This window comes from Acetobacter ascendens, from assembly GCF_001766235.1.
Lineage (GTDB): Bacteria > Pseudomonadota > Alphaproteobacteria > Acetobacterales > Acetobacteraceae > Acetobacter > Acetobacter ascendens.
The window spans coordinates 2,726,247-2,747,468 of sequence record NZ_CP015164.1; the positions used below are offsets into that span (position 1 = coordinate 2,726,247).

20 protein-coding genes and 1 other RNA gene are annotated in these 21,222 nt (G+C 52.3%); 12 read left to right on the forward strand and 9 right to left on the reverse strand.

Annotated features, from left to right (window positions below; translation table 11 throughout):
* Positions 1-193 precede the first annotated feature (193 nt).
* Positions 194-1,108, forward strand: coding sequence for a LysR family transcriptional regulator (locus tag A4S02_RS13310; RefSeq protein ID WP_026019295.1), 915 nt, complete (start codon positions 194-196; stop codon positions 1,106-1,108).
* 39 nt (positions 1,109-1,147) lie between these two features.
* Here A4S02_RS13310 and A4S02_RS13315 read toward each other — a convergent pair whose 3' ends face one another.
* Genes A4S02_RS13315 through A4S02_RS13325 form a run of 3 tightly spaced genes read right to left on the reverse strand, consistent with a single transcriptional unit; the run spans position 1,148 to position 4,036 of the window.
* Positions 1,148-2,116, reverse strand: a complete 969-nt coding sequence (locus A4S02_RS13315; protein WP_070324051.1) for a hypothetical protein — start codon at positions 2,114-2,116, stop codon at positions 1,148-1,150.
* Between the two features lie 43 nt (positions 2,117-2,159).
* Positions 2,160-3,443: an AAA family ATPase gene (locus A4S02_RS13320; protein ID WP_019088609.1), complete on the reverse strand. Its 1,284-nt coding sequence runs from the start codon at positions 3,441-3,443 to the stop codon at positions 2,160-2,162.
* On the reverse strand, positions 3,440-4,036 hold the full coding sequence (locus A4S02_RS13325) for a hypothetical protein (protein ID WP_070324052.1): 597 nt from the start codon (positions 4,034-4,036) through the stop codon (positions 3,440-3,442). Before A4S02_RS13325 ends, A4S02_RS13320 begins: the two co-directional genes overlap by 4 nt.
* A 233-nt stretch (positions 4,037-4,269) precedes the next feature.
* Between A4S02_RS13325 and rimP the strand changes: the two genes are divergently transcribed.
* Genes rimP through rbfA form a run of 5 tightly spaced genes read left to right on the forward strand, consistent with a single transcriptional unit; the run spans position 4,270 to position 10,241 of the window.
* The gene (gene rimP / locus A4S02_RS13330) at positions 4,270-4,875 is read left to right on the forward strand and encodes a ribosome maturation factor RimP (RefSeq protein ID WP_070324053.1); all 606 of its coding nucleotides are present in this window, start codon (positions 4,270-4,272) and stop codon (positions 4,873-4,875) included.
* 30 nt (positions 4,876-4,905) lie between these two features.
* Positions 4,906-6,450 carry a transcription termination factor NusA gene (nusA, locus tag A4S02_RS13335; RefSeq protein WP_070324054.1) on the forward strand — a complete coding sequence of 515 codons (1,545 nt, stop codon included), beginning with the start codon at positions 4,906-4,908 and terminating at the stop codon, positions 6,448-6,450.
* A 13-nt stretch (positions 6,451-6,463) separates the two neighbouring features.
* Positions 6,464-7,114 carry an RNA-binding protein gene (locus A4S02_RS13340; protein ID WP_070324055.1) on the forward strand — a complete coding sequence of 217 codons (651 nt, stop codon included), beginning with the start codon at positions 6,464-6,466 and terminating at the stop codon, positions 7,112-7,114.
* Entirely contained in the window at positions 7,111-9,780 is a 2,670-nt protein-coding gene (infB, locus tag A4S02_RS13345) for a translation initiation factor IF-2 (protein ID WP_070324056.1), read from the forward strand. The genes A4S02_RS13340 and infB overlap by 4 nt, the downstream gene beginning before the upstream one ends.
* Positions 9,777-10,241, forward strand: coding sequence for a 30S ribosome-binding factor RbfA (gene rbfA / locus A4S02_RS13350; protein WP_070324057.1), 465 nt, complete (start codon positions 9,777-9,779; stop codon positions 10,239-10,241). Before infB ends, rbfA begins: the two co-directional genes overlap by 4 nt.
* Before the next feature lie 4 nt (positions 10,242-10,245).
* Here rbfA and A4S02_RS13355 read toward each other — a convergent pair whose 3' ends face one another.
* Positions 10,246-10,698 (reverse strand): Lrp/AsnC family transcriptional regulator, encoded by a 453-nt coding sequence (locus A4S02_RS13355; protein ID WP_070324058.1) that lies wholly within the window; start codon positions 10,696-10,698, stop codon positions 10,246-10,248.
* 128 nt (positions 10,699-10,826) lie between these two features.
* Here A4S02_RS13355 and alr point away from each other — a divergent pair, with 128 nt between their 5' ends.
* From alr to A4S02_RS13370, 3 genes are all read left to right on the forward strand, one after another.
* A complete protein-coding gene (alr, locus tag A4S02_RS13360; RefSeq protein WP_082246848.1) occupies positions 10,827-11,972 on the forward strand; it encodes an alanine racemase in 1,146 nt (381 codons plus the stop codon).
* A gap of 30 nt (positions 11,973-12,002) precedes the next feature.
* Positions 12,003-13,262 carry a D-amino acid dehydrogenase gene (locus A4S02_RS13365; RefSeq protein WP_070324060.1) on the forward strand — a complete coding sequence of 420 codons (1,260 nt, stop codon included), beginning with the start codon at positions 12,003-12,005 and terminating at the stop codon, positions 13,260-13,262.
* A gap of 250 nt (positions 13,263-13,512) precedes the next feature.
* Positions 13,513-15,045, forward strand: coding sequence for a glucoamylase family protein (locus A4S02_RS13370; RefSeq protein ID WP_070324061.1), 1,533 nt, complete (start codon positions 13,513-13,515; stop codon positions 15,043-15,045).
* Between the two features lie 48 nt (positions 15,046-15,093).
* Here the strand turns inward: A4S02_RS13370 and A4S02_RS13375 are convergent, their stop codons facing one another.
* The 4 genes from A4S02_RS13375 to ssrA all read right to left on the reverse strand — a co-directional run bounded on the left by A4S02_RS13375 (position 15,094) and on the right by ssrA (position 18,283).
* Positions 15,094-15,486, reverse strand: a complete 393-nt coding sequence (locus tag A4S02_RS13375; RefSeq protein ID WP_006115077.1) for a VOC family protein — start codon at positions 15,484-15,486, stop codon at positions 15,094-15,096.
* A gap of 59 nt (positions 15,487-15,545) precedes the next feature.
* Positions 15,546-17,198 (reverse strand): fumarate hydratase, encoded by a 1,653-nt coding sequence (locus A4S02_RS13380; RefSeq protein ID WP_070324062.1) that lies wholly within the window; start codon positions 17,196-17,198, stop codon positions 15,546-15,548.
* Between the two features lie 46 nt (positions 17,199-17,244).
* Entirely contained in the window at positions 17,245-17,781 is a 537-nt protein-coding gene (locus A4S02_RS13385; RefSeq protein ID WP_019088599.1) for an SspB family protein, read from the reverse strand.
* Between the two features lie 173 nt (positions 17,782-17,954).
* Positions 17,955-18,283, reverse strand: a transfer-messenger RNA (tmRNA) gene (gene ssrA, locus A4S02_RS13390).
* Positions 18,284-18,394: 111 nt separating this feature from the next.
* Here ssrA and thyX point away from each other — a divergent pair.
* The 3 genes from thyX to A4S02_RS13405 all read left to right on the forward strand — a co-directional run bounded on the left by thyX (position 18,395) and on the right by A4S02_RS13405 (position 20,010).
* A complete protein-coding gene (gene thyX / locus A4S02_RS13395; RefSeq protein WP_019088598.1) occupies positions 18,395-19,303 on the forward strand; it encodes an FAD-dependent thymidylate synthase in 909 nt (302 codons plus the stop codon).
* 22 nt (positions 19,304-19,325) lie between these two features.
* Complete coding sequence (locus tag A4S02_RS13400) at positions 19,326-19,604, forward strand: hypothetical protein (RefSeq protein WP_070324063.1); 279 nt, start codon at positions 19,326-19,328, stop codon at positions 19,602-19,604.
* Positions 19,605-19,728: 124 nt separating this feature from the next.
* Positions 19,729-20,010 carry a hypothetical protein gene (locus A4S02_RS13405; RefSeq protein WP_070324064.1) on the forward strand — a complete coding sequence of 94 codons (282 nt, stop codon included), beginning with the start codon at positions 19,729-19,731 and terminating at the stop codon, positions 20,008-20,010.
* A gap of 74 nt (positions 20,011-20,084) precedes the next feature.
* On the opposite strand, the gene A4S02_RS13410 is transcribed toward A4S02_RS13405, so the two are convergent.
* Complete coding sequence (locus tag A4S02_RS13410) at positions 20,085-21,200, reverse strand: Mrp/NBP35 family ATP-binding protein (protein WP_026019294.1); 1,116 nt, start codon at positions 21,198-21,200, stop codon at positions 20,085-20,087.
* Positions 21,201-21,222: the final 22 nt, after the last annotated feature.

Consider the following 21,222-nt stretch of genomic DNA (forward strand, 5'->3'; position numbering starts at 1 on the left):
GTTCCGTCTTGCGAGACAAATGCAAGTGCATCTGTCACATGGCGGAACAGAGCCTAACGGATATTGTGCAGCCAGCATCCTTGTTCCAAAATTGTCGATAAATCAGGAATACGCGCAACATTAGATACACTTCTTGCTGGTAAGGAGTTGTAATGTAATGTTCTCGTGTTCGCAGGGACAGTGCTGGACTTCAATGGATCTTCTTTCCGCGCTTCACAGCTTTGTTCGCGTTGCGGCTACAGGCTCGTTTTCTGCCGTCTCGCGTGAGACAGGTGTTAGTCAGCCCACAATTTCCCGCCATATTGCGTTGCTAGAAGCGCATTACGGCACAACGCTGTTTGCGCGCACCACACGCAGCCTCACCATGACAGAAGATGGCAGAAGTCTTCTTCCGCATGCCTATGAAGTGCTGGAAATTCTGGAAACCGCAGAAACAGTGCTGGGCCGCCGCCGTGCTTCTGTTTCTGGCTTGGTGCGTCTGGGCGTAACCACAGCTTTTGGTCTGTGTCTGACACGGCGGATAGGGGAGCTCCTGGAAAGGCACCCTGATTTGGCCATTGAAGTTGTCATGCGCGATGCGTTTGGTGATCTGGTTGAAGAAGGGCTGGATCTGGCTGTACGCGTAGGGGATATAGCCGAAGGTTCTCTTATCGCCCGTAAACTGGGCGTTGTGCGGAAATGGTTGGTGGCTGCGCCATCTTGCCTGAACCGTTGCGGCACGCCTATGCACCCGCGTGATCTGCCGGAATACCCGGGAGTCGTCTATAATTATGGCTCCAGCAGGCTGGATTGGAATTTTGAACGGGATGGTGAAGAGAGCGTTATTGCACCATCGGCTGTTTTCCGGGCCAATAGCAGTGAAGCTGTGCTGTATGCGGTGGAATCTGGGTTAGGCATTGGCCTGCTGCCAGAGTTTCAGGTGCGGGACGCAGTTGCCAGTGGCCGGCTCACGCGCCTGTTTGCAGATTGGAACATTCCTTCTCTGCCGTTTTATGCCGTGCATACTGGCCCACGTACGTTACCTTTGCGTACCCGGACAGTTCTGGATTTTCTGATAGAAGTTTCTGCAGATCTTCTGCGTGAAGGCAAACTTCATCAGGCTGTTTAACGGTTTCCTATACCTTACAGAAAGCATTCTAACGGTTGCTTAGCCGTGGAACGCAGGGTCTGCCGATACTGTTGTGGGCAGCGCAGTATCAGGGAGCTTACTATCAAACCCTTGGCGCAGATAAGGGCTCCATCCGCGTAGCCATGCATTGGTACGGCGGACAAAATCTGACACAGCAGACGAATCGGACATACCTGCGCGGGACCAGTTTTCTGGCGCACCCGGTACGGTTTTGCTGCCGGCTTCTGCCGGGCTTGTCAGCATATGGACACTCATAAAGTCCACACCGGGGCCGGATTTGCTTTTTTCAATCCGGTTCCACCCCGCATCTACTAGAACGGGGGGTAAATCAAAGCCCATGCCCGTCAGGCGTTGCACCGCCGGGGGAATAAACATGGGGCTTCCCAACAAAGCCTGTAATGCGGGGTTTGATGTCAGGAAAACATTATTCGCGACCCGAATAGGGGATGTCATCCAGCATTCTGTATGCGTGCCATCCTGCGGCAAGGCTTCTGACATAAAGTTAAAGTTGCTGTGGCATTCATCCTGCACCAACTGCGTATCCGTAATGGGCAAGGATTGCGTGGTGGCCTGCGCAACCAATAGGCCTGTAACAATGCCTTGTTCGGAACGCACATAAAGGGATGTCAGGATTTCCCCATGTGCAACATCATCCTGATAATTCAGAAGCGGGTGCCATTTGCCAGCGGGTAAGGGGAGCTGGCGGCCCGCAAAAGATAATGTGCCTTCAAATTGTGCATCCATAGGGGGTGCGGAAACGGTGCGCCGGTCTTCATCCGGCCGTAGAGCATCTTCAGACGAATCCGCAGATGACGCAGCGCTAGGCAGCATATGGCTGATTTTGAAAGTAAGCTTTGCATAGGCCGGCAAGCGTGAAGTTAGCCAAGGGGCAGGAAACATCACGGAAAACACACTGCATGCGCCAGCGGTAAACAGCGCTACACGCCAAACAGGAGCGCGTTGCCACAATCGGGTAAAAGCAGACATGCAGAACAGCCTTGTGCCGGAGGAGTAAACAGTAAAGGGCCGCTTATGGAATCAGACGAGCATGAATGCCATCACCTTCATCCGTGCGGTTATCCGCCACTTTTGCAACCACTGCGCCATCATCTTCCTTCACCAACCGTACCATATTGGCACCCTGCTGGCGGGCCACGATCAGGGATTCGCTGATCATATCTTCAATGGAGCGCACCAGATCGCGGGCAGAGGCTGCATCCCCCATGCGGCTCTGGCGGCGCATAACATCCATCAGCAAGGTGGCATCAATCCCACCGGTTTCTACTTTCAGGCCGTAGCTTTCAATCATGGTTTCAATTTCCAGTGCGGCCACGCGGGCAATATCCAGCCCCTGTAGCGCACGGAAGACAAAAATCCGATCCAACCGGTTTAGAACTTCCGGGGCAAATCCGGCCTGACGCAGGGCTTCTACCGATTCGGCACGCATACGGTCTGGGTCATCATGCAGGCGGTCTGCAATTTCTGTTAGAGCATCCGTGGCAATGTTGGATGTCAGCACAAAAATGGCACGCACGGTAGAAATCTGCTGTCCTGTAGAGGCTTCGGTAATGTGTCCGTCGTTCCAAGCTGTCAGGAATTTTTTGAACACATCTGGATGTGCTTTTTCAATTTCATCCAGCAGCACAACGGCATCCGGTTTTTCCTTCAGGCCGCCGGTCAGCTTTCCGTAAGTGTCTGAACCCACATAGCCTTTGGGGGAGCCAAACAACTGAGTTGCAGCGTGGGGGCTGCTCATCTGTGTCATGTCAAAATGCAGCAAGGGGCGTTCAAGCTGGCGGGCAAGCTGCTTGGCCAGATAGGTTTTGCCTGTGCCTGGAGGGCCTGCCAACAGAAAAATGCCTACTGGTTTACCACGTACCTGCAAGGCAAGGCGGCGGCGCAATTGCACAGCCACATCCTCACATACCTGATCTTGCCCAATAACGCGGGCGCGCAGGTTGGCTGCCAGTTCTTCCGCATCAATGGTGGTTTCACGCTGCTCGCGCGCCATCATTTCTTCCAGTGCGGCGCGGTTGGTCAGTCTGGCAAGAACGTCCATGATGAATCCCCGTCGGCGTAAAAGCCCTTTGCGCGCCAGCTTTTCGGCGCGTGTTTCAAACAGCAGCCCCGCTACTGTAAGTATAATGCCACTTACGGCCAAAATCGGCCATGCGGGTGCGCACCACTGCAAAACGTGCGTAATGGAATGCAGGGAAAGATGCAGGCTGAGGGCAATCTGTATGCTGGCAAGCACCAGAAAGATTACCATCATTAACGGCATCAGCCGGTTTAGGGCGGGTAACAGTCCCTTCATTGCGCAATCACCGTTAGTGGCAAAGTATCCCCTTTATACATAATCGGCAGTGTTTGTGGGCCAAATACCGTAATGGCACCGCTACCAATACCAGCAGGCCCAGGGTCTGATGCCGGTATGATATCTACATTGCCGCTGATCGTAATAGGTAGAATGACGGTTTGCGGGGTGGGGGACAAATGTACGGTTTGGTGCCACGGGCCGCAAATAAGCGTAATTGTGCCACCTGTGCCTGTGGCATCGTAAACAGGCATGGCTACCAAGCGAATATCCCGCCGCTTTATGCCTGCTAGAATATCTGCCTGTTCCTGATCCGTGTAATTGGATTTGGCCAAAGTTTGAGCCGCTTTTTGCGAGGCAATCAGCGTAAGAGGAATTCCCATCCGGTTGGCGCTGTTATCATGGTCTTGCGTATTGTTTTCTGCGGCGGGGGTAGCGGTATTTCCGTGCCCCTCACCCATAAAATGCACGCCAGCTCCTGCCATGATAACGCATGTGGCCAGCCCGATCAGAGCCATGCGCACGCCAGAGGGTTTATCTGCCGCCTGAGGTTGCGGCTGTGGCTTCCACGCGGGTTCTGGCTCTTTGTGCATATTGAAAGGTCAGCCCTTGCAGTGTGTAGGATGGCAAATATGTCGCAATAGAGTTAATAAAAGCATGTCCGGCGTGCCCTGCAATGTGCAATTTGCATCCAGCCTGTAAAATTGTTTTTTATAAAGGGTAAAGATTTGCATGGCGGGCAGTAGCTTTATTCTGCCCTTGCGGTTTCACCCTGCATACCTTACATAAAGAGCCATCCTTCTCAATTTGTTTTACGTTTCGGGGGGTGGCCTTGACGGCCGCCTTTTTTGCATTGGATACAGACCTTTCTACTCACTCTGGCCTAGAAGCCCGCGTTGCTGCGCTGATAGCCCCTGCCGTTGAGGATATGGGTTATGAGATTGTGCGTGTTGCTGTGCTGGGGCGTGAGCGTCCGACCGTGCAGATCATGGCAGACTGCAAAGATGGCTCCCTGATTAATGTGGAAGATTGTGAACGGATCAGCCACGCGGTAGGTGCCGTGCTGGATGTTGAAGACCCCATTCCCGGGGCATGGACGCTGGAAGTTTCCTCTGCCGGGATAGATCGGCCCCTCCCCCGTGCGAAGGACTGGAACCGCTTTGCCGGGCACCAGGCCAAGGCAGAAGTTCTGCTGCCGGTAAATGGGCGCCGCCGCTTTTCCGGCACGGTTCTGGGGTCTGATGGAACTGTTGCGCGGATGCGTCTGGATGATGGCACAGAAGTTGCCTTGCCGCTGGAAGAACTCCGGCGTGCACGGTTGGTGCTGACAGATGCTCTGATTGAAGCTAGTGCCCGTATGGTGCAATCTGCGCCCGGCACTGATCCCGCCCAGAAGAATGACGACGATTCTTCCGGGCCCAAGGTGCATTGATAAAGCTGCCTGTTTTGGAGAGCTGAGAGTATGGATACCTCTGTTTCCCGTCCTGAACTTTTGCTGGTTGCAGACGCTGTCTCGCGCGAGAAAGGTATTGAGCGTGAAGAAGTGCTGGAAGCCATGGAACAGGCGATCCAGAAAGCCGGACGCGCCAAATATGGGCACGAAAAGGACATTCGTGCCACCATCGACCGCAAGACAGGTGATGTGCGCCTTTCCCGCTGGACGGAAGTGGTGGACGAAGTGGAAAATGAAGATACGCAGATTGCGCTCTCCATTGCCCGCAAGTTTCGCCCTGAAATTCAGGCAGGCGAATATCTAATCGATCCGCTGCCCCCGATTGATTTTGGGCGTATTGCCGCGCAAACTGCCAAGCAGGTGATTGTGCAGCGCGTGCGTGAATATGAACGCAAGCGCCAGTATAACGAATTCAAGGATCGCGTAGGCGAAATCGTAAACGGCACCGTTAAGCGGACCGAATACGGCAACCTGCTGGTTGAAATTGGTTCGGCAGAAGCACTGCTCCGGCGTGATGAGCTGATCCCGCGTGAAACGTTCCGCAACTCAGATCGCGTGCGCGCCTACATCTATGATGTGCGTGATGAGCCGCGTGGGCCGCAGATTTTCCTTTCCCGCACACATCCAGTCTTTTTGGCCAAGTTGTTTGCGCAGGAAGTGCCGGAAATTTATGATGGCATTATTGAAATTAAAGCTGTTGCGCGTGACCCCGGTTCTCGCGCCAAAATGGCTGTGATTTCTCGTGATGCTTCTATCGATCCTGTTGGGGCTTGCGTAGGTATGCGCGGTTCCCGTGTGCAGGCCGTTGTGGCCGAACTGCAGGGCGAAAAAATTGATATCATCCCGTGGAGCCCGCAGGCCGCTACCTTTGTGGTGAATGCGCTGGCACCTGCTGAAGTTAGCAAAGTGGTGATGGATGAAGAAGCCGGTCGCGTAGAAGTGGTTGTGCCGGATGAGCAGCTTTCTCTGGCTATTGGTCGCCGTGGGCAGAATGTCCGTCTCGCCAGCCAGTTGACACGTTGGGATATTGATATCCTGACAGAAGCGGAAGAATCCGAACGCCGTCAGGAAGAGTTCCGCCGTCGGACAGCGCTGTTTGTTGAAGCTCTGGATGTGGATGATGTGATTGCAGGTCTGCTGGTTACAGAAGACTTCCACTCCATCGAAGAACTGGCTTTTGCAGATCCAGATGAGCTGATCGGCATTGAAGGATTTGACGAGTCGGTGGTTCAGGAGCTGGTTCAGCGTGCTGAATCTTACCTCGTTCAGCAGGAACAAAAGCTGGATGATCGGCGGAAAGAGCTAGGTGTTGTGGACGATATTGCCGATATGGGCGTGTTTACAAACCAGATGCTTGTGACATTGGGTGAAAAAGGTGTAAAAACCTTAGACGACCTTGCAGATCTAGCTGGTGATGAACTGGTTGAGATCTTGGGCACCGATGCCATTGAGGAAGATGCCGCCAATGAAATTATCATGGCAGCACGTGCTCATTGGTTTGAGGATGAAAATCAGCAGCCTTCCGATACCAAGGAAGGTGAGGCCAACGCCTGAGGCCTGATATAAAGTGGGTGGTGATTTCTTGCCAGAAACAGAAGAGAAAGGCAGCCTTCGGAGGTGCGCGGTAACGCGTGAAGAAGGCGAACCTTCTTTAATGATCCGGTTTGTGATTTCACCATCTGGTGAAGTGGTGCCTGATCTAGATGCACGTCTGCCGGGGCGGGGAATATGGTTGAGCCCCCGCCGGGATGTGATAGAACAGGCGCGTGTTCGGGGCGTTTTTTCACGCGCCGCACGCCAGCAGGTTAAGGTGCCGGAAGATATAGTGGCTCGTGTAGAAGCAGGGCTGCTCCGGCGGATGAGTGAACTTGTGGGGCTGGCTCGCAGAGCTGGTCAGGCTACAAGTGGATTTATGAAGGTGCGGGAATGGCTGGTGCAGCGCAAAGCTGCGATTGTTGTTCACGCGCTGGATGGAAGCAGGGAAGAGCGGGAGAGGCTGGTTTCCGGCCAACGCGATATTCCTGTCGTTGAGGCGTTGTCATCTGAAGATCTGGCAAAGATTTTTGGGCGGGAACGAGTGGTGAACGTAGCGCTTTCAGCCGGTGGGCTGGCTCAGCGTTTACGTTGTGAGAATAAGCGTTTTACGAGGGTTGCTGAAGGCGGCCCTCGCATGCCTCGGACCTTTCCGGCGCATGGGTGTGAACAGGCGGGTCAATGAGCGAAGGCAAGGATCAGGATCAGGGTAAGGGGCGTTTGTCCCTTCGGCCGGCAGGGCGTTCGGAGGTCGGACGGACGGTTGATGCCGGGTCCGTGCGGCAGAGTTTCAGTCATGGCCGTTCCAAGGTTGTGCAGGTTGAAGTGCGCAAAAAACGTGGTGCCGGCCCGGGTGGTTCTGGCGGACGTGCCGGTGGAGCGCGCGGTGGCGGTCGTACGCTAACAGCCGCTGAACTGGCCATCCGGCAGCGTGTGCTGGCGGAACAGAAAAAAGCAGCGGAAGAAGCTGTCCGGCGTGAAGCTGAACAGCGCGAAGCTGAAAAAATCCGTATTCTTTCGGCTGCTGAAGAAGCACGCCGTAAGAAAGAGGAAGATAAGCGCGCGGCTGAAGAAGCCGAAGCAGCAAAGGTTGCTGCTGAAGAGGATGAGCGCAAATCGCGCATCGATTCCATTCAGCCTATTGCCGTGAAAGAACCAGTTGTTTCTGCTGTGCCCATTCCGGGTGAAGTAACGCTGGCTCCGCCGGTTGGGCGTCTGCGTCCGTTGGCTGAACGTGCAATTATGCCAGCCAAGCCGCTAAAGCCTGTTCCTTCACGCTCTCAGCCTGCTGAAGCTAAGGAAAAAGAACCAGCGGCTGCGCAAACCCTGCGTCTGCGTAGTGGCCGTGATATGGAAAGTGACGATGCGCCGCGCCGTGGCGCATCTCGCAAGGCACCTCCTGGCAACCATCGTAAAAGCGGTGGTGGGCGTAAGTCCGATGTTGGTGGTGGTCGCCGTGCAGGCCGTATTGACGTGCAGGCCGCGATTGAAGGTGATGACGACAAGACGCGTTCACTCGCATCTGTCCGTCGTCAGCGCGAACGTGAACGCCGTCAAGCTGAACTGGAACGCCTGCGTTCCGATCAGGTTAAGGTCGTGCGTGATGTGATTCTGCCGGAAAACATTACTGTGCAGGAACTGGCAAATCGTATGGCGGCCCGTCAGGGTGAAGTTATCAAAGCGCTGATGAAAATGGGCGTGATGGCAACGGTTACCCAGACCATTGATGCGGATACAGCTGAACTGATTGTTGAAGAATTCGGCCACCGTGTGCGCCGTGTTTCTGAAGCAGACGTTGAATTGGGGATTGAAGGTATGGAAGACGCACCCGAAGCTCTGCGTCCACGTCCGCCAGTTGTTACAATCATGGGTCACGTTGACCACGGTAAGACATCTCTGCTGGATGCTCTGCGCACAACAGACGTTGCGGGTGGAGAAGCTGGCGGTATTACCCAGCATATTGGGGCTTATCAGGTTACACTGCCTTCTGGTTCCAAGATCACATTCCTGGATACCCCGGGTCATGAAGCCTTCACGGCTATGCGTGCTCGCGGTGCATCCATTACGGACGTGGTGGTGCTGGTTGTGGCGGCTGATGATGGTGTTATGCCTCAGACGGTTGAAGCCATTAAACACGCCAAGGCTGCAAACGTGCCGATGATTGTTGCTATCAACAAAATCGACAAGCCGGGCGCCAAGCCTGATCGGGTGCGCCAGGAACTTCTGAGCCACGAAATTGTGGTGGAATCCATGGGCGGTGACGTTCAAGATATCGAAGTTTCCGCTCTTAAGCGTATTGGTCTGGACAAGCTGGAAGAAGCTATTCTTCTGCAGGCAGAAATTCTGGAACTGAAAGCAAACCCGGATCGGGCCGCTGAAGGTGCCGTTATTGAAAGCCGTCTGGATCGTGGCCGCGGTTCTGTTGCTTCTGTGCTGGTGCAAAAAGGCACGCTGCATAAAGGCGATATCGTGGTGGCTGGCACCGAATGGGGCCGGGTGCGTGCTCTGCTAGATGATCGTGGCCGCCAGGTTACGGATGCAGGGCCTTCCATGCCGGTTGAAGTGCTGGGTCTTTCAGGTGTGCCATCTGCTGGTGCTCCGTTCGTGGTAGTTGAAAACGAAAACCGCGCTCGTGAGATTTCCGAGTTCCGTCAGCGTAAGCTGAAAGAACATCAGGTGGCTGGTCAGGTTGCTGCACGTGGTACGCTGGATCAGATGCTAGCCCGTATTCAGGCGGGTGATCAGAAAGAAGTTTCTGTTCTGATCAAAGCAGATGTTCAGGGTTCTGCGGAAGCTATCCAGACAACCGTGCTTAAGCTGGCAAATGAAGAAGTGGGCGTTCGCGTTCTCAATGCTTCTGTTGGCCAGATTACGGAAAGCGATGTGCAGCTTGGCAAGGCATCGGATGCAGTCATTATTGCATTCAACGTGCGTGCCACAGCGCAGGCGCGCCAACTGGCACAGCGTGAAGGTGTGGATATCCGCTACTATTCCATCATCTATCAGGTTGCTGATGATGTGGAACAGCTTGTGCGCGGTAAGCAGGCACCTAAGCATCGTGAAAAGTTCCTTGGCTATGCCGAAATCCGCCGTGTGTTCGAAATCAGCAAGGTGGGCAAAGTGGCTGGCTGTTACGTTACGGAAGGCGTTGTCAAACGCGGCTGTGGCGTGCGTCTGCTGCGTGATGGCGTAGTGGTTCATGAAGGTGATTTGAGCCAGCTCAAGCGCTTCAAGGACGATGTGAAGGAAGTCAGCAAGGGTTACGAATGTGGCCTTTCCTTTGCAGGCTACAATGATCTGCGCGAAGGCGATGTGGTGGAATGCTTTGAAAGTGAGCTGGTTCCAGCATGAGCCGTAAGAACGGATCAGGCAGTAAAGTAGCAGGGCCGGCGGGGTATCTCGCCGGTCTTGCTCCATCTGGCCCCTCTCAGCGTCAGTTGCGGGTAGGGGAAGAAGTGCGGCGTGTGCTGGCTGAACTTTTTGCCCGCACCACGTTTCGTGATCCGGATCTGGTAGATGTTTCCCTTACGGTAACAGAGATTCGGCTTTCTCCAGATTTTCGTCATGCAACTGTTTTTATTACCCGTTTGGGGCGTAGCGATGTTTCTGAACTTCTGCCCGCTTTAAAACGGGTGGCTCCATGGCTTAGAACACAGCTTGCGCATAAAATACGTGCGCGTACTGTGCCTGAGCTTCACTTCCAGCCAGATACAGCGCTGGATACGGCTATGCATATGGATACACTGCTGCGCTCTCCAGAAGTGCAGCGTGATTTGGATGCTTCGTCGGAAGATGAAGAATCGGAAAACTAGGTATTCAGCTACATTTGCCCTGTTGTACAATGGGGCGAATGGCAAAATTGCTTTGAATACGCACAACACCCGGCATGCGGGATAATTCCTCTTTGTGGATACGTTCGTAATCCTGCATGTCTCGGGCTTCTACACGCAGTAGATAATCAGCATCACCTGTCATCAGGTAACACTCCTTAACATCAGCGCATTCTTTAATGCGGCTTTCAAAACGCCGAAGGCACTCTTCTGTCTGCTTTTCCAAGGTGATTTGCACAATAATGGTGGCAACTGCCGGGCTTTTCTGCCGGGCAATAATGGCGTGATAGCCTTGTATGGTGCCCTGTTGTTCAAGTATGCGCACACGGCGCAGACAAGCAGATGGAGAAAGGCCAACTTTTGCAGCCAGTTCCGCATTGCTAAGGCGACCATTATGTTCAAGGTGTCGCAAAATGGCTTCGGTTACGCGATCTGGCATAATCTGCCTTTTATGGGCTGATATTGAAATTTTATTCTAAAATACAGGAAAAATAATATGTTCTGCAACACACAGGCAGGATATCTTATAGAATACCTGTTAAAATTCTGGAATCGAAACAAATAAGGGTGGCGGTTGTGAATACTGTTTCGTCCTCAGCTAGAACAATGTGGCCAGCATCTCGCGCAGGGGCAGTTCTTACGGTCAATTTGTCCGCCATTGCTGAAAATTACCGCTATCTTGTAAGCCGATTGGGCAAAACAGTTTGTGCGGCTGTTGTAAAAGCCGATGCTTATGGGTTGGGTATTGCGCAGGTGGCGCCTGTTTTGGAAAAAGCAGGGGCAAAACATTTTTTTGTTGCGCATGTAGATGAAGGGCTGGCTCTTAGGCCGTTTCTCTCTCCTCATATATCGGTAACAGTGCTGCATGGTCCAAGGCCAGATGCTGCTGAGGTATGTGTACGCAACAATCTGCGGCCTGTTCTGAACAGTCTGGAACAAGTTGCTGTTTTGCGAGATCTGGCGGCCAAAATGGATAAGCCGCTGGATGTGGCCATTCAGCTTGATACGGGCATGTCTCGTTTTGGGCTTTCAGAGGCTGACATCCATAAATTGGCAGAGTCTCCAGAACTTCTGAATGGCTTATCAGTCAGTCTGGTGATGAGCCATCTGGCTTGCGCAGATACGCCAGAAAATCCAGCAAATACCATGCAGCGCGAACGGTTTGAGGCATATGCACATGTGCTGCCCAAAGCGGTTTTAAGCCTTTCTGCATCATCCGGTATTTTTCTTGGCCCGCAGTTTCACTTTGATCTCGTGCGCCCTGGTGCAGCTTTGTACGGTGTGGCGCCACAGAATGAGGGGGATAACCCGCTTAAGCCTGTGGTGGGTTTGCAAGCGCATATTCTGCAAATTCGTCATTTATCCAAAGGGGATCGGGTAGGTTACGGGCTGACATGGCAGGCCAGTGGTTCGTGCCGTGTTGCTACCATTGCAACGGGTTATGCCGATGGTTTTGCGCGTGCAGGGGCTGCGGCTGGGTGCGCTTGGTATAAAGGATATCGGCTGCCAATTTTGGGCCGAATTTCTATGGATTCCATGACTGTGGATCTTTCTGCTGTGCCCGAATGCTTGCTGAAAGAAGATAGTATGGTGGAACTTCTGAATGAGTCTTACGGCGTGGATGCTGTAGCCAAAGCAGAAGGCACAATTGGCTACGAAGTACTGACATCTCTAGGGCGGCGTTATCATCGCGTTTACGCAACGGCCGCCTAAACAGTTTACCCAACAGAAAGATAAGCAGAAATGAAAATTCTGGTTCTGGGAAGTGGTGTTGTAGGGGTTACATCTGCCTGGTATCTGGCTAAAGCCGGGCATGAAGTTACAGTGGTGGATCGCCAGCCAGAAGCTGGTATGGAAACCAGTTTTGCCAATGCAGGGCAGGTTTCCCCCGGTTATTCTGCGCCATGGGCCGGGCCGGGTGTGCCGCTTAAATCGATTAGCTGGCTGCTGATGAAGTATCGGCCATTTGTATTTTGGCCAATGCCAGACCCGCATTTGTGGAAATGGCTTTTTCAGATGCTGGAAAACTGTACGGCTGCTGCGTATGATCGCAACAAAGGGCGTATGGTTCGGTTGGCCGAATATAGCCGCGATGTTATGCAGGATTTACGCTCTACTACAGGCATTACGTATGATGACCGTCAGCAGGGCACATTACAGGTTTTTAGAACCCAGAAGCAGCTTGATGCAACAGCCAAGGATATTGCTGTTCTTAAACAGTATAATGTTCCCTACGAACTTTTGGATGTAGATGGCTGCGTAGCAGCAGAGCCGGGTCTTGCCGCATCTCGCCAGAAGATAGTAGGAGGTTTGCGTTTGCCCGGAGATGAAACGGGCGATGCCTTTAAATTCACACAGCGTTTAGCCAGTATGGCGCAGGACGCTGGTGTGAAGTTTCTGTATGATACAGTTGTGCGCCGCATTCGTTCAGAAAGTGGGCGTATTACGGGTGTAGAAACATCTCGTGGTGTATTAACAGCAGATTCCTATGTGCTGTCATTGGGTAGCTTTTCTCCCGCACTGTTGCGGCCTTTGGGTATTGAACTCCCAGTCTATCCCGTAAAAGGCTATTCGTTAACAGCATCTATTCAAAATGCAGATGCGTCACCTGTTTCTACCATTATGGATGAAACTTTTAAAATTGGTATTACCCGTTTGGGAGATAGAGTGCGTATTGGGGGTACTGCTGAATTGGCAGGTTTCAGTCGCCGTTTACGCAAACCTCGCCGTGAAACGCTGGAACATTCTGTAACAGATTTGTTCCCCGGATGTTGTGATGTAGAGCAAGCCCTTTTCTGGACAGGCCTGCGCCCGATGACTCCAGATGGTACGCCGGTTATTGGACGTACAGGTTTGGACAATCTGTTCCTGAACACTGGGCATGGTACGTTAGGGTGGACCATGGCATGTGGTTCCGGCAAAGTGTTGGCAGATCTTATGTCTAACAAAAAACCTGAAATTGATACGGCAGATTTGAATATCTTCCGTTACCGTCAGTCATAATTTTGTAACCAGAAGATATTTTCAGGCGTGGGCGGAAAAGGCAGTATGCGTTTTCCGCTTATGCGTATCGCAAAAAATCTACTCTGAAAGCATTGTTTTTGCGCAAGCTGTGTTTCATGCTCACGTTTGTGGGAACTTTACACAGTTGTTGGGATGTTTTCATGCGTCTTGCATACAGGCCGCTTAGCTGGGCGGTTTTGTAACGTAATGGTCGGGACGGTCTGGGGTAACAATCGGATTTTTGGCGGTTATGAAAACAAAGTGCGTGCCTGATGTGTGGAAAAGTAAAAATTCGGATCTTTCAAAAAAACGAAAATCCTTTCTAAAAACAGGGGCTTTGTTTCTTGCCGGAAGCCTCTTTGTGGGTGTTGCCAGTATCAGTGGTCAGGCTTATGCGCTTGCACCTTCTGTGCAGACACCGCAGGCTTATGTTCCCACACCAACAGATGTGGCGATGGTATCGGATTTGGAGCAACGAACTTTCCAATGGTTCTGGGATTCAGCAGATCCGGCTACAGGGCTTATTCCAGATCGTTATCCATCAGATCAGAAGCAAGATAGTGTTGCTTCTGTAGGTTTTGGCCTTACAGCTTACGGTATTGGTGTTAAGCGCCATTATATTACACGCCAGCAGGCTGTAGAGCGTACGCTTACAACCCTACGCTATATGTGGAAACTGCCGCAAAACGAGAGTGCAGATAAAGCCTCTGGCTATCACGGTTTTTTCTATCATTTTCTGGATAACCGCACAGGTTTACGTTTAAATCCGGATATTGAACTTTCCAGTATTGATACAGCGTTATTGATGCAGGGTGTTTTGTTCTGTCAAAATTTTTATACGCAGGACACAGCGCAGGAAAAAGAAATTCGCCAGCTTTCAGAACAACTTTTCAATAGGGTTGACTGGAAGTGGATGGAACGTCCAGACCATCGGTTGAGCATGGGATGGTCACCCGAGCATGGTTTTCTTCCTAATTATTGGGAAGGATATAGCGAAGGGATGATGCTGTATATTCTCGCTTTGGGTGCTCCCGAACATGGGTTGCAGCCTGTTTCCTGGCAAGCATGGTTGGAAACAAATGATAAGCGCTGGGGTGAGGAATACGGGCAGACATTCCTGAACTTTGCACCTTTGTTTGGACATCAGTATTCCCACGCATGGATAGATTTCCGTGGCATTCAGGATAATTGGATTAGCAGTAAGGGCATTGATTATTTTGAGAACAGCCGACGCGCTGTGTATGCGCAACGTAATTATGCTGTGTCCAACCCCGGTAAATGGCAGGGATACGATGCCAATACATGGGGCTTAACAGCCAGTGACGGCCCCGGAGATGTGACCAAAACAGAAAACGGGCAGACACGTCACTTCCTGTCTTATAGTGCGCGTGGTGTTGGGCGTGATTATACGCAGGATGATGGCACCATTGCGCCAACGGCAGCCGGTGGTTCTGTCGCGTTTGCGCCGGAAATTGCCATTCCGGCGCTACGCACCATGAAAAGCAAATACGGAAACCATATTTATGGAAAATATGGTTTTGCAGATTCGTTCAATCCCAGCTTTCATGACGAAAAGCAGGATTACTGGGCAGATAATACTTACTTGGGTATCGACCAAGGCCCGATTTTGCTGATGGTGGAAAACTGGCGCAGCGGCTTTGTATGGGACACAATGCGCCAGAGTGCTGTTATTCGCCGAGGTCTGCTTCAGGCTGGTTTCCATGGCGGGTGGTTGCAACAGGTTGCGCAACAGCCCTCATCAGTCGTGCGGCGTAAGGGCTAAAAATAAAAGGCTTCCCTCTTGAGATTTATAAAAGAGAGAAGCCGTTTTTTAACCTTGATAAGATGCAATTTCGATCAGGTTTTCATCCGGGTCATGACAATAAACGGATGTAATGGGGCCCAGTGCGCCAAGGCGTGCTACTGGGCCTTCCACAATTGTCACACCACAGGTTTTTAGGTGTTCGCAAACATCTTCACTGGTAATGGCGGTTACAAAACATAAATCGTTTCCGCCGGGCAGGGCGTGGGTGGCAGTTTCCCACCCTTCGGCGTTGTAAGGGCGCAGATTAAGTTTCTGGCCTCCAAAACGCAACGCCGTGCGATTATTACGGCCATATTCTTCCCGGTCCATCCCTAGCACGCGCTGGAACCATGAAGCGGAAATTTCTACATCCCTTACAGTCAGCACCACGTGGTCTAACCGATCTACTGTAAAACGCATGAAACCGCATCGCTCCTTTGCTGTTGGCCCCTTTGTTGCAAAGGGGCCAAGGCTCTGTCTTACAGTTCAGCGTAGAAGTCGTTGCCCTTATCATCAATAACAATAAACGCTGGAAAATCTTCTACCTCAATTTTCCATACGGCTTCCATGCCCAACTCAGGGTATTCCAGTACTTCCACTTTGCGGATGCAGTCTTTGGCCAACCGTGCGGCAGGCCCGCCGACTGAGCCCAGATAGAAGCCTCCATATTTCTGGCAGGCATCTTTTACAGCCTTGGAGCGGTTGCCTTTAGCCAGCATGACGTAGGAGCCACCATTAGCCTGAAGTTCCGCTACGTAAGAATCCATACGGCCAGCCGTTGTGGGGCCAAAGGAGCCTGTAGGCATGCCAGCAGGTGTTTTGGCCGGCCCAGCATAATAAACGGGATGATCTTTGAGATACTGCGGCAGACCTTCGCCTTTTTGCAGGCGTTCGCGGAACTTGGCATGGGCAATATCACGCGCAACCACCACAGTACCCGTAAGGGCCAGACGGGTTTTGACAGGATATTTGGAAAGCTCCTTGCGGATTTCATCCATCGGCCGGTTCAGGTCGATCCTGATGGCTTCGCCTTCCAGATGTTCATCTGTGGTTTCTGGCAGGAAGCGGGCAGGGTCATGCTCGAGCTGTTCCAGAAAGAAACCTTCTGCTGTTACGCGTGCCTTGATCTGCCGATCTGCCGAGCAGGAAACTCCAATGCCAACAGGCAGTGATGCACCATGCCGGGGCAGGCGGATAACACGCACATCGTGGCAGAAATATTTACCGCCAAACTGTGCCCCAATCCCCAGCTTGCGGGTAAGATCCAGCACCTTCTGTTCCATCTCAACATCACGGAAGGCATGGCCGGTCATGTCCCCTTTGGTTGGCAGAGAATCGTACCAGTGGGTGGAAGCCAGCTTGACTGTTTTGAGCGTCTGTTCAGCAGACATGCCGCCAATAACAATGGCCAGATGGTACGGCGGGCAAGCGGATGTGCCGAGTGTTTTGATCTTGGTATCCAGCCAATCCAGCAACTGCTGTTCAGAGCCCAGCAGGGCGCGTGTTTCCTGAAACAGGAAGGTTTTGTTGGCGGAACCGCCCCCCTTGGCCACGAACATCAGGTCCATCTGCTCATCGTGCTCACCAGCGGGGCTGGCAAAAAGATCGCACTGAACGGGCAGGTTGGTGCCGGTGTTCTTTTCCTCAAACATGGTGAGTGGTGCCATCTGGGAATAGCGCAGATTGGTGCGTGTGTAGGTTTCGTACACACCTTTGGAAAAGGCGACTTCCTCGTTCCCTTCCACCCAGACACGCTGGCCTTTTTTGCCAAACACAATGGCGGTGCCGGTATCTTGGCACATGGGCAGCACGCCACCAGCGGCAATGCAGGCGTTTTTCAGCAGATCAAGCGCCACAAAGCGATCGTTATCCGAAGCTTCGGGGTCTTTCAGAATGGAGGCAAGCTGCGTCAGATGCGCGGGGCGCAGAAAATGCGCCACTTCATGAAAAGCCTGCGCAGTGAGTTCCGTAAGGGATTCTGGCGTAACATGCAGCACGGTTTTGCCACCGCACTGTGATGTACTCACACCTGCAAGATCCAGCTTGCGGTAGGTGGTTTTATCCTCCCCCATCGGGAACAGGGGAGAATAGGCAAATTCTGGCACCGGGGGGCGAGGGGGCTGGCTGGTCATTTCTTCGTGTCTTCTCCGTCAACCTGGCCCCGTTTGCACCGGGGCTTCAGGCGGGTGATGGTCCTTTCTTACGGAAAGCGTCAAGACTCACGACCTGTGAGGACGAGTCGCTTTCCTCCGGCCCGTCCTGTTCGGGCTGGCCAGTGGTGGGTTCTTCCGGCGCGGGTTCCTCCGTTGGCTCCATGGCAGCAAAATGCAGGCTGAACCTTATGGCAGGGTCAGCAAACCCAGTAATAGCCTGCACAGGAATAACCAGTATGGAGCCAACACCCCCAAAGGAAAGGCCGACAGAAACTGTTTTTGCTTCCCGGTCCACCTTCAGATCCCAGAACTGGTGCTGGAGCACGATGGTCATTTCATGCGGATACTGGGCGCGAAGTCGGGCAGGAATATCCACGCCGGGAAAATCCGTAAGGAAAGTCAGATAGAAATGGTGCTCTCCTGCAAGCCCTTCACGGCTCACATGTTCGAGCGCATTCAACATGACACCGCGTGAGGCATCATTCAGCCAACGTTCATAAGGCAGCAGGCTGGGAGCCGGAAAAAGGGAGTCGTTCTGTGTGGGGTCGTGGTCATCAGCCATATCATTTGCTCCTTGCCGCCACCGGGGTTCCCCCGGCTTTTTGATCAGTACTTATATAACGCAGGGATGCGCGAAAGATCACGCAAGCGCAAGCACGCCGGGCATGTTTGTTGCAACACCAGCCATGCAGGCCGCATTGCAATGTTTGAAACAGAGCTGAGTTTGGAAAATGAAGTGGGAGGGCTTCTGTTGCCCGGTGCCCTCCCGAACCGCGCTTATCGCTTATGCAGCGACAGCGAGCACCTCAGTGTTATCATTGGCACTTGTAAAAATAGCCCGATAACGGTGGTACAATACCGGGCAAAAAGAACATCTTTACTGCGCGTGTCGAGCCTATTTCGTCCCCATCTGTTCAAACCTTTGCAAGGCCGAATGATTGGTGGAGACGCCGGGTACCGCCCCCGGGTCCACTACGCCTATTCCATATCCCGTTTATTGCCATAGTCAGAAGCGAACTTCTAACGCTCCAAACATAGGCAGGAGTGTAAGGGTGCGCAAGGTGTTTAGAGTAAGAAAATTACAACGCACGACAGTCTCATCTGCGGGCTGGCATCTGTGGGGCGCTATGGAGTATGGAAGGCTAACTTTAGACCACGGGTAGGAACAAAGCGGCATGGCACTTACGGAAGAACAGCGGGCGGAAATAGCAGCCCACGGGCAGGAAACCTTTGCCACACGCAGGCCTACCGTGCCGGCGCTGGAAGCCATGTTGTATGAACCGCACGAAGTGTTGGACCATGGGTTCTTGCGCGTTATCGACTATATGGGGGATGACGCCGCCATTGTGCAGGCTGCGCGTGTTTCATACGGTCGGGGCACTCGTAAGGTTTCAGAAGATGCAGGGCTGATCCGGTATCTGATGCGCCATCGCCATTCCTCACCGTTTGAAATGTGTGAGATGAAATTTCACGTCAAACTGCCTATTTTTGTAGCGCGGCAGTGGATTCGCCATCGCATGGCCAGCGTGAATGAATATTCAGCACGTTATTCCATTCTGGACAGTGAATTTTACCTGCCAGCACCAGAACATATGGCCGCCCAGAGCGAAGTGAACCGGCAGGGCCGGGGGCAGATTTTGGCACCAGATCAAGCTGCTGAAGTTCTGGATATTCTGCGTGATGATGCGATGCGGACGTATCGTGATTACGAAAAAATGTTGGATGCAGAAAATGGGTATGGTCTGGCGCGTGAGCTAGGCCGTATTAATCTGACCCTGAACACCTATACCCAGTGGTACTGGAAAATAGATCTCCATAACCTTATGCACTTTCTGGCTCTGCGGATAGATCCGCATGCGCAGTATGAAATTCGGGTTTATGCAGAAATCATGCTGAAAATTCTGCACGCGTGGGTACCGGTAACGGCCAGCGCTTTTGAAGAATATCGCCGTGGTGCCGTTACATTCTCTGCAACTATGATACAGGTTTTGCGTCGTATGTTAGCCGGAGAAAATGTAGAGCAGAAAGGTTCTGGTCTTAGCCGCCGTGAATGGGATGAAATGATGGCCAGCATAAAAGGCTGATTGCGAGAGTGTTGTCCTGATCATGACAAACAAGCCGGATGATACAAACGCATCAAAGGGGGAAACACCTTTTTTTGAGCAGATTGTGCAGAAAGGCCCGCAAAGCAAAAAGCTACGACAACCCTTTAAGGCCGCACATTTACCGCCACTGTGGCCTTTTGTGGTTATTGCTGTCGTGCTGGTGGCTGTGTGGGGTGTTCTGTTTTTGAATGCTCCGGCCACCAAAGATAATTGGCATTTTCAATTCTGTGATCATGCGCAAGGTGGCATTAAAAATATCTGCCCTAAGCCGGGTTCGTAAGGCTGCCGTGCAATCGGGCAGGTTAGGATAAGTCTTCCAACCTGCCTGAGTTTGTGAGTATTTTTTAAATGCACAAACTCTTAATGTCGGCATGTTACAGATGCTTGGAAATTTCTAAAATTTAATGGAGTATAGAATGACACATTTTATGCGGCGTATCTCTATCATGCTTTCTAGTGTGGCTATGATCGGGCTGGCATATCCTGCTCATGCCGACGCATTGCGGGAAAAGCAGACAGAAGCTTGTAAAGGGGATGCTTTGCGCCTGTGTGCTTTAGCTATTCCAAATGAAAAGAAAATCACAAAGTGTATGGAGCGCAAGCAAGATCAGCTAAGCCCCAAATGCCGGGCTTTTTTCAAAAAAGGTTCCAAAACACCTCAGGTACATAAGCCAAAATCTAAATAATCACGTGTTCAATTTTTAAGAAAACCGGCCTCCCGTTGCATGAAGGGAATGGCCGGTTTTGCTTTTAAAACTGTTTATTTTTGCAGTTGTGGCCGCAGCATTTCCGCAACTTTATGTGCAATGTGGCGCCATGCTTTGGCACCTTCACCATCTGGCGTTTCAATAATGCCGGGCACGCCTTTATCTCCACTGGCGCGAATGTCTGCCAGAAGCGGAACTTCCCCAAGGAAAGGTACGCCCATGGCTTTGGCTTCTTTCTGGGCACCGCCGTGGCCAAACAGTTCTGTATTGTGGCCGCAATTTGGGCAGCAGAAATAGGACATGTTTTCAATCAACCCCAATACGGGCACATGTACTTTTTCAAACATTGTTACCCCACGGCGTGCATCAATCAGCGCGATATCCTGTGGGGTAGAAACAATAACGGCCCCGGTTAAAGGCACTTTCTGAGTCAGAGAGAGCTGCGCATCCCCGGTGCCGGGGGGCAGATCCACCACCATTACGTCCAGATTTCCCCATGTCACATCTGTCAGCAGCTGATTGATGGCGCCCATCACCATGGGGCCTCGCCAGATCATAGCGGCTTTTTCATCTACCAGCATGCCGAGGGAAACAGCCTTGATGCCCCAAGCTTCAACGGGTTGCAGCTTGCCATCTATAACTTCAGGCTTGCCCGTTGCGCCCAACATGCGGTGCAGGGAAGGGCCATGAATATCTGCATCCAGCAGACCAACTTTTAAGCCCTCTAAACCAAGCCCAACGGCCAGATTGGTTGCTGTGGTGGATTTGCCTACGCCGCCTTTGCCCGAGGCCACGGCAATAATGGTTTTTACACCGGGAAGAATGGGGGTATTACCATTATCTGGTGCCACGCCCCCTAAAGGACGATGCCCACCAGTTGCGGCCTTGGGTTTTGCTGCGGCCCCAGCAGGGCGGTGTGCAGTAAGAATGATACTCGCGCTTTGCACACCCGGAAGTGTTTCAAGCTGATGGGCCGCATTATCACATAAAGCAGAAATGGTTTGGGCGTGTTCCCGTGCTACAGCAAAGGCTACAGAAAGTTTGCCTTCTGTAAGCGAACAGCCCTCCAGATGCCCATAAGCCAGCAGGTTTTTGCCCGTTTGTGGGTCTTTTACATTTTCCAGAACACGCGCGATGTCCTGAGAGGAAACGGAGGGAGGCTGAGCCACAATTTTGCTCCTGTTGAAGGTG

Coding starts and splice junctions, on each gene's coding strand:
- A4S02_RS13310 (WP_026019295.1), top strand. CDS start 194: ATGGATCTTCTTTCCGCGCTTCACAGCTTTGTTCGCGTTGCGGCTACA.
- A4S02_RS13325 (WP_070324052.1), bottom strand. CDS start 4,036: ATGCACAAAGAGCCAGAACCCGCGTGGAAGCCACAGCCGCAACCTCAG.
- A4S02_RS13385 (WP_019088599.1), bottom strand. CDS start 17,781: ATGGCTGATGACCACGACCCCACACAGAACGACTCCCTTTTTCCGGCT.
- A4S02_RS13375 (WP_006115077.1), bottom strand. CDS start 15,486: ATGCGTTTTACAGTAGATCGGTTAGACCACGTGGTGCTGACTGTAAGG.
- nusA (WP_070324054.1), top strand. CDS start 4,906: ATGGATACCTCTGTTTCCCGTCCTGAACTTTTGCTGGTTGCAGACGCT.
- A4S02_RS13380 (WP_070324062.1), bottom strand. CDS start 17,198: ATGACCAGCCAGCCCCCTCGCCCCCCGGTGCCAGAATTTGCCTATTCT.
- A4S02_RS13355 (WP_070324058.1), bottom strand. CDS start 10,698: ATGCCAGATCGCGTAACCGAAGCCATTTTGCGACACCTTGAACATAAT.
- infB (WP_070324056.1), top strand. CDS start 7,111: ATGAGCGAAGGCAAGGATCAGGATCAGGGTAAGGGGCGTTTGTCCCTT.
- A4S02_RS13370 (WP_070324061.1), top strand. CDS start 13,513: ATGAAAACAAAGTGCGTGCCTGATGTGTGGAAAAGTAAAAATTCGGAT.
- thyX (WP_019088598.1), top strand. CDS start 18,395: ATGGCACTTACGGAAGAACAGCGGGCGGAAATAGCAGCCCACGGGCAG.
- A4S02_RS13405 (WP_070324064.1), top strand. CDS start 19,729: ATGGAGTATAGAATGACACATTTTATGCGGCGTATCTCTATCATGCTT.
- A4S02_RS13320 (WP_019088609.1), bottom strand. CDS start 3,443: ATGAAGGGACTGTTACCCGCCCTAAACCGGCTGATGCCGTTAATGATG.
- rbfA (WP_070324057.1), top strand. CDS start 9,777: ATGAGCCGTAAGAACGGATCAGGCAGTAAAGTAGCAGGGCCGGCGGGG.
- A4S02_RS13400 (WP_070324063.1), top strand. CDS start 19,326: ATGACAAACAAGCCGGATGATACAAACGCATCAAAGGGGGAAACACCT.
- A4S02_RS13315 (WP_070324051.1), bottom strand. CDS start 2,116: ATGTCTGCTTTTACCCGATTGTGGCAACGCGCTCCTGTTTGGCGTGTA.
- A4S02_RS13365 (WP_070324060.1), top strand. CDS start 12,003: ATGAAAATTCTGGTTCTGGGAAGTGGTGTTGTAGGGGTTACATCTGCC.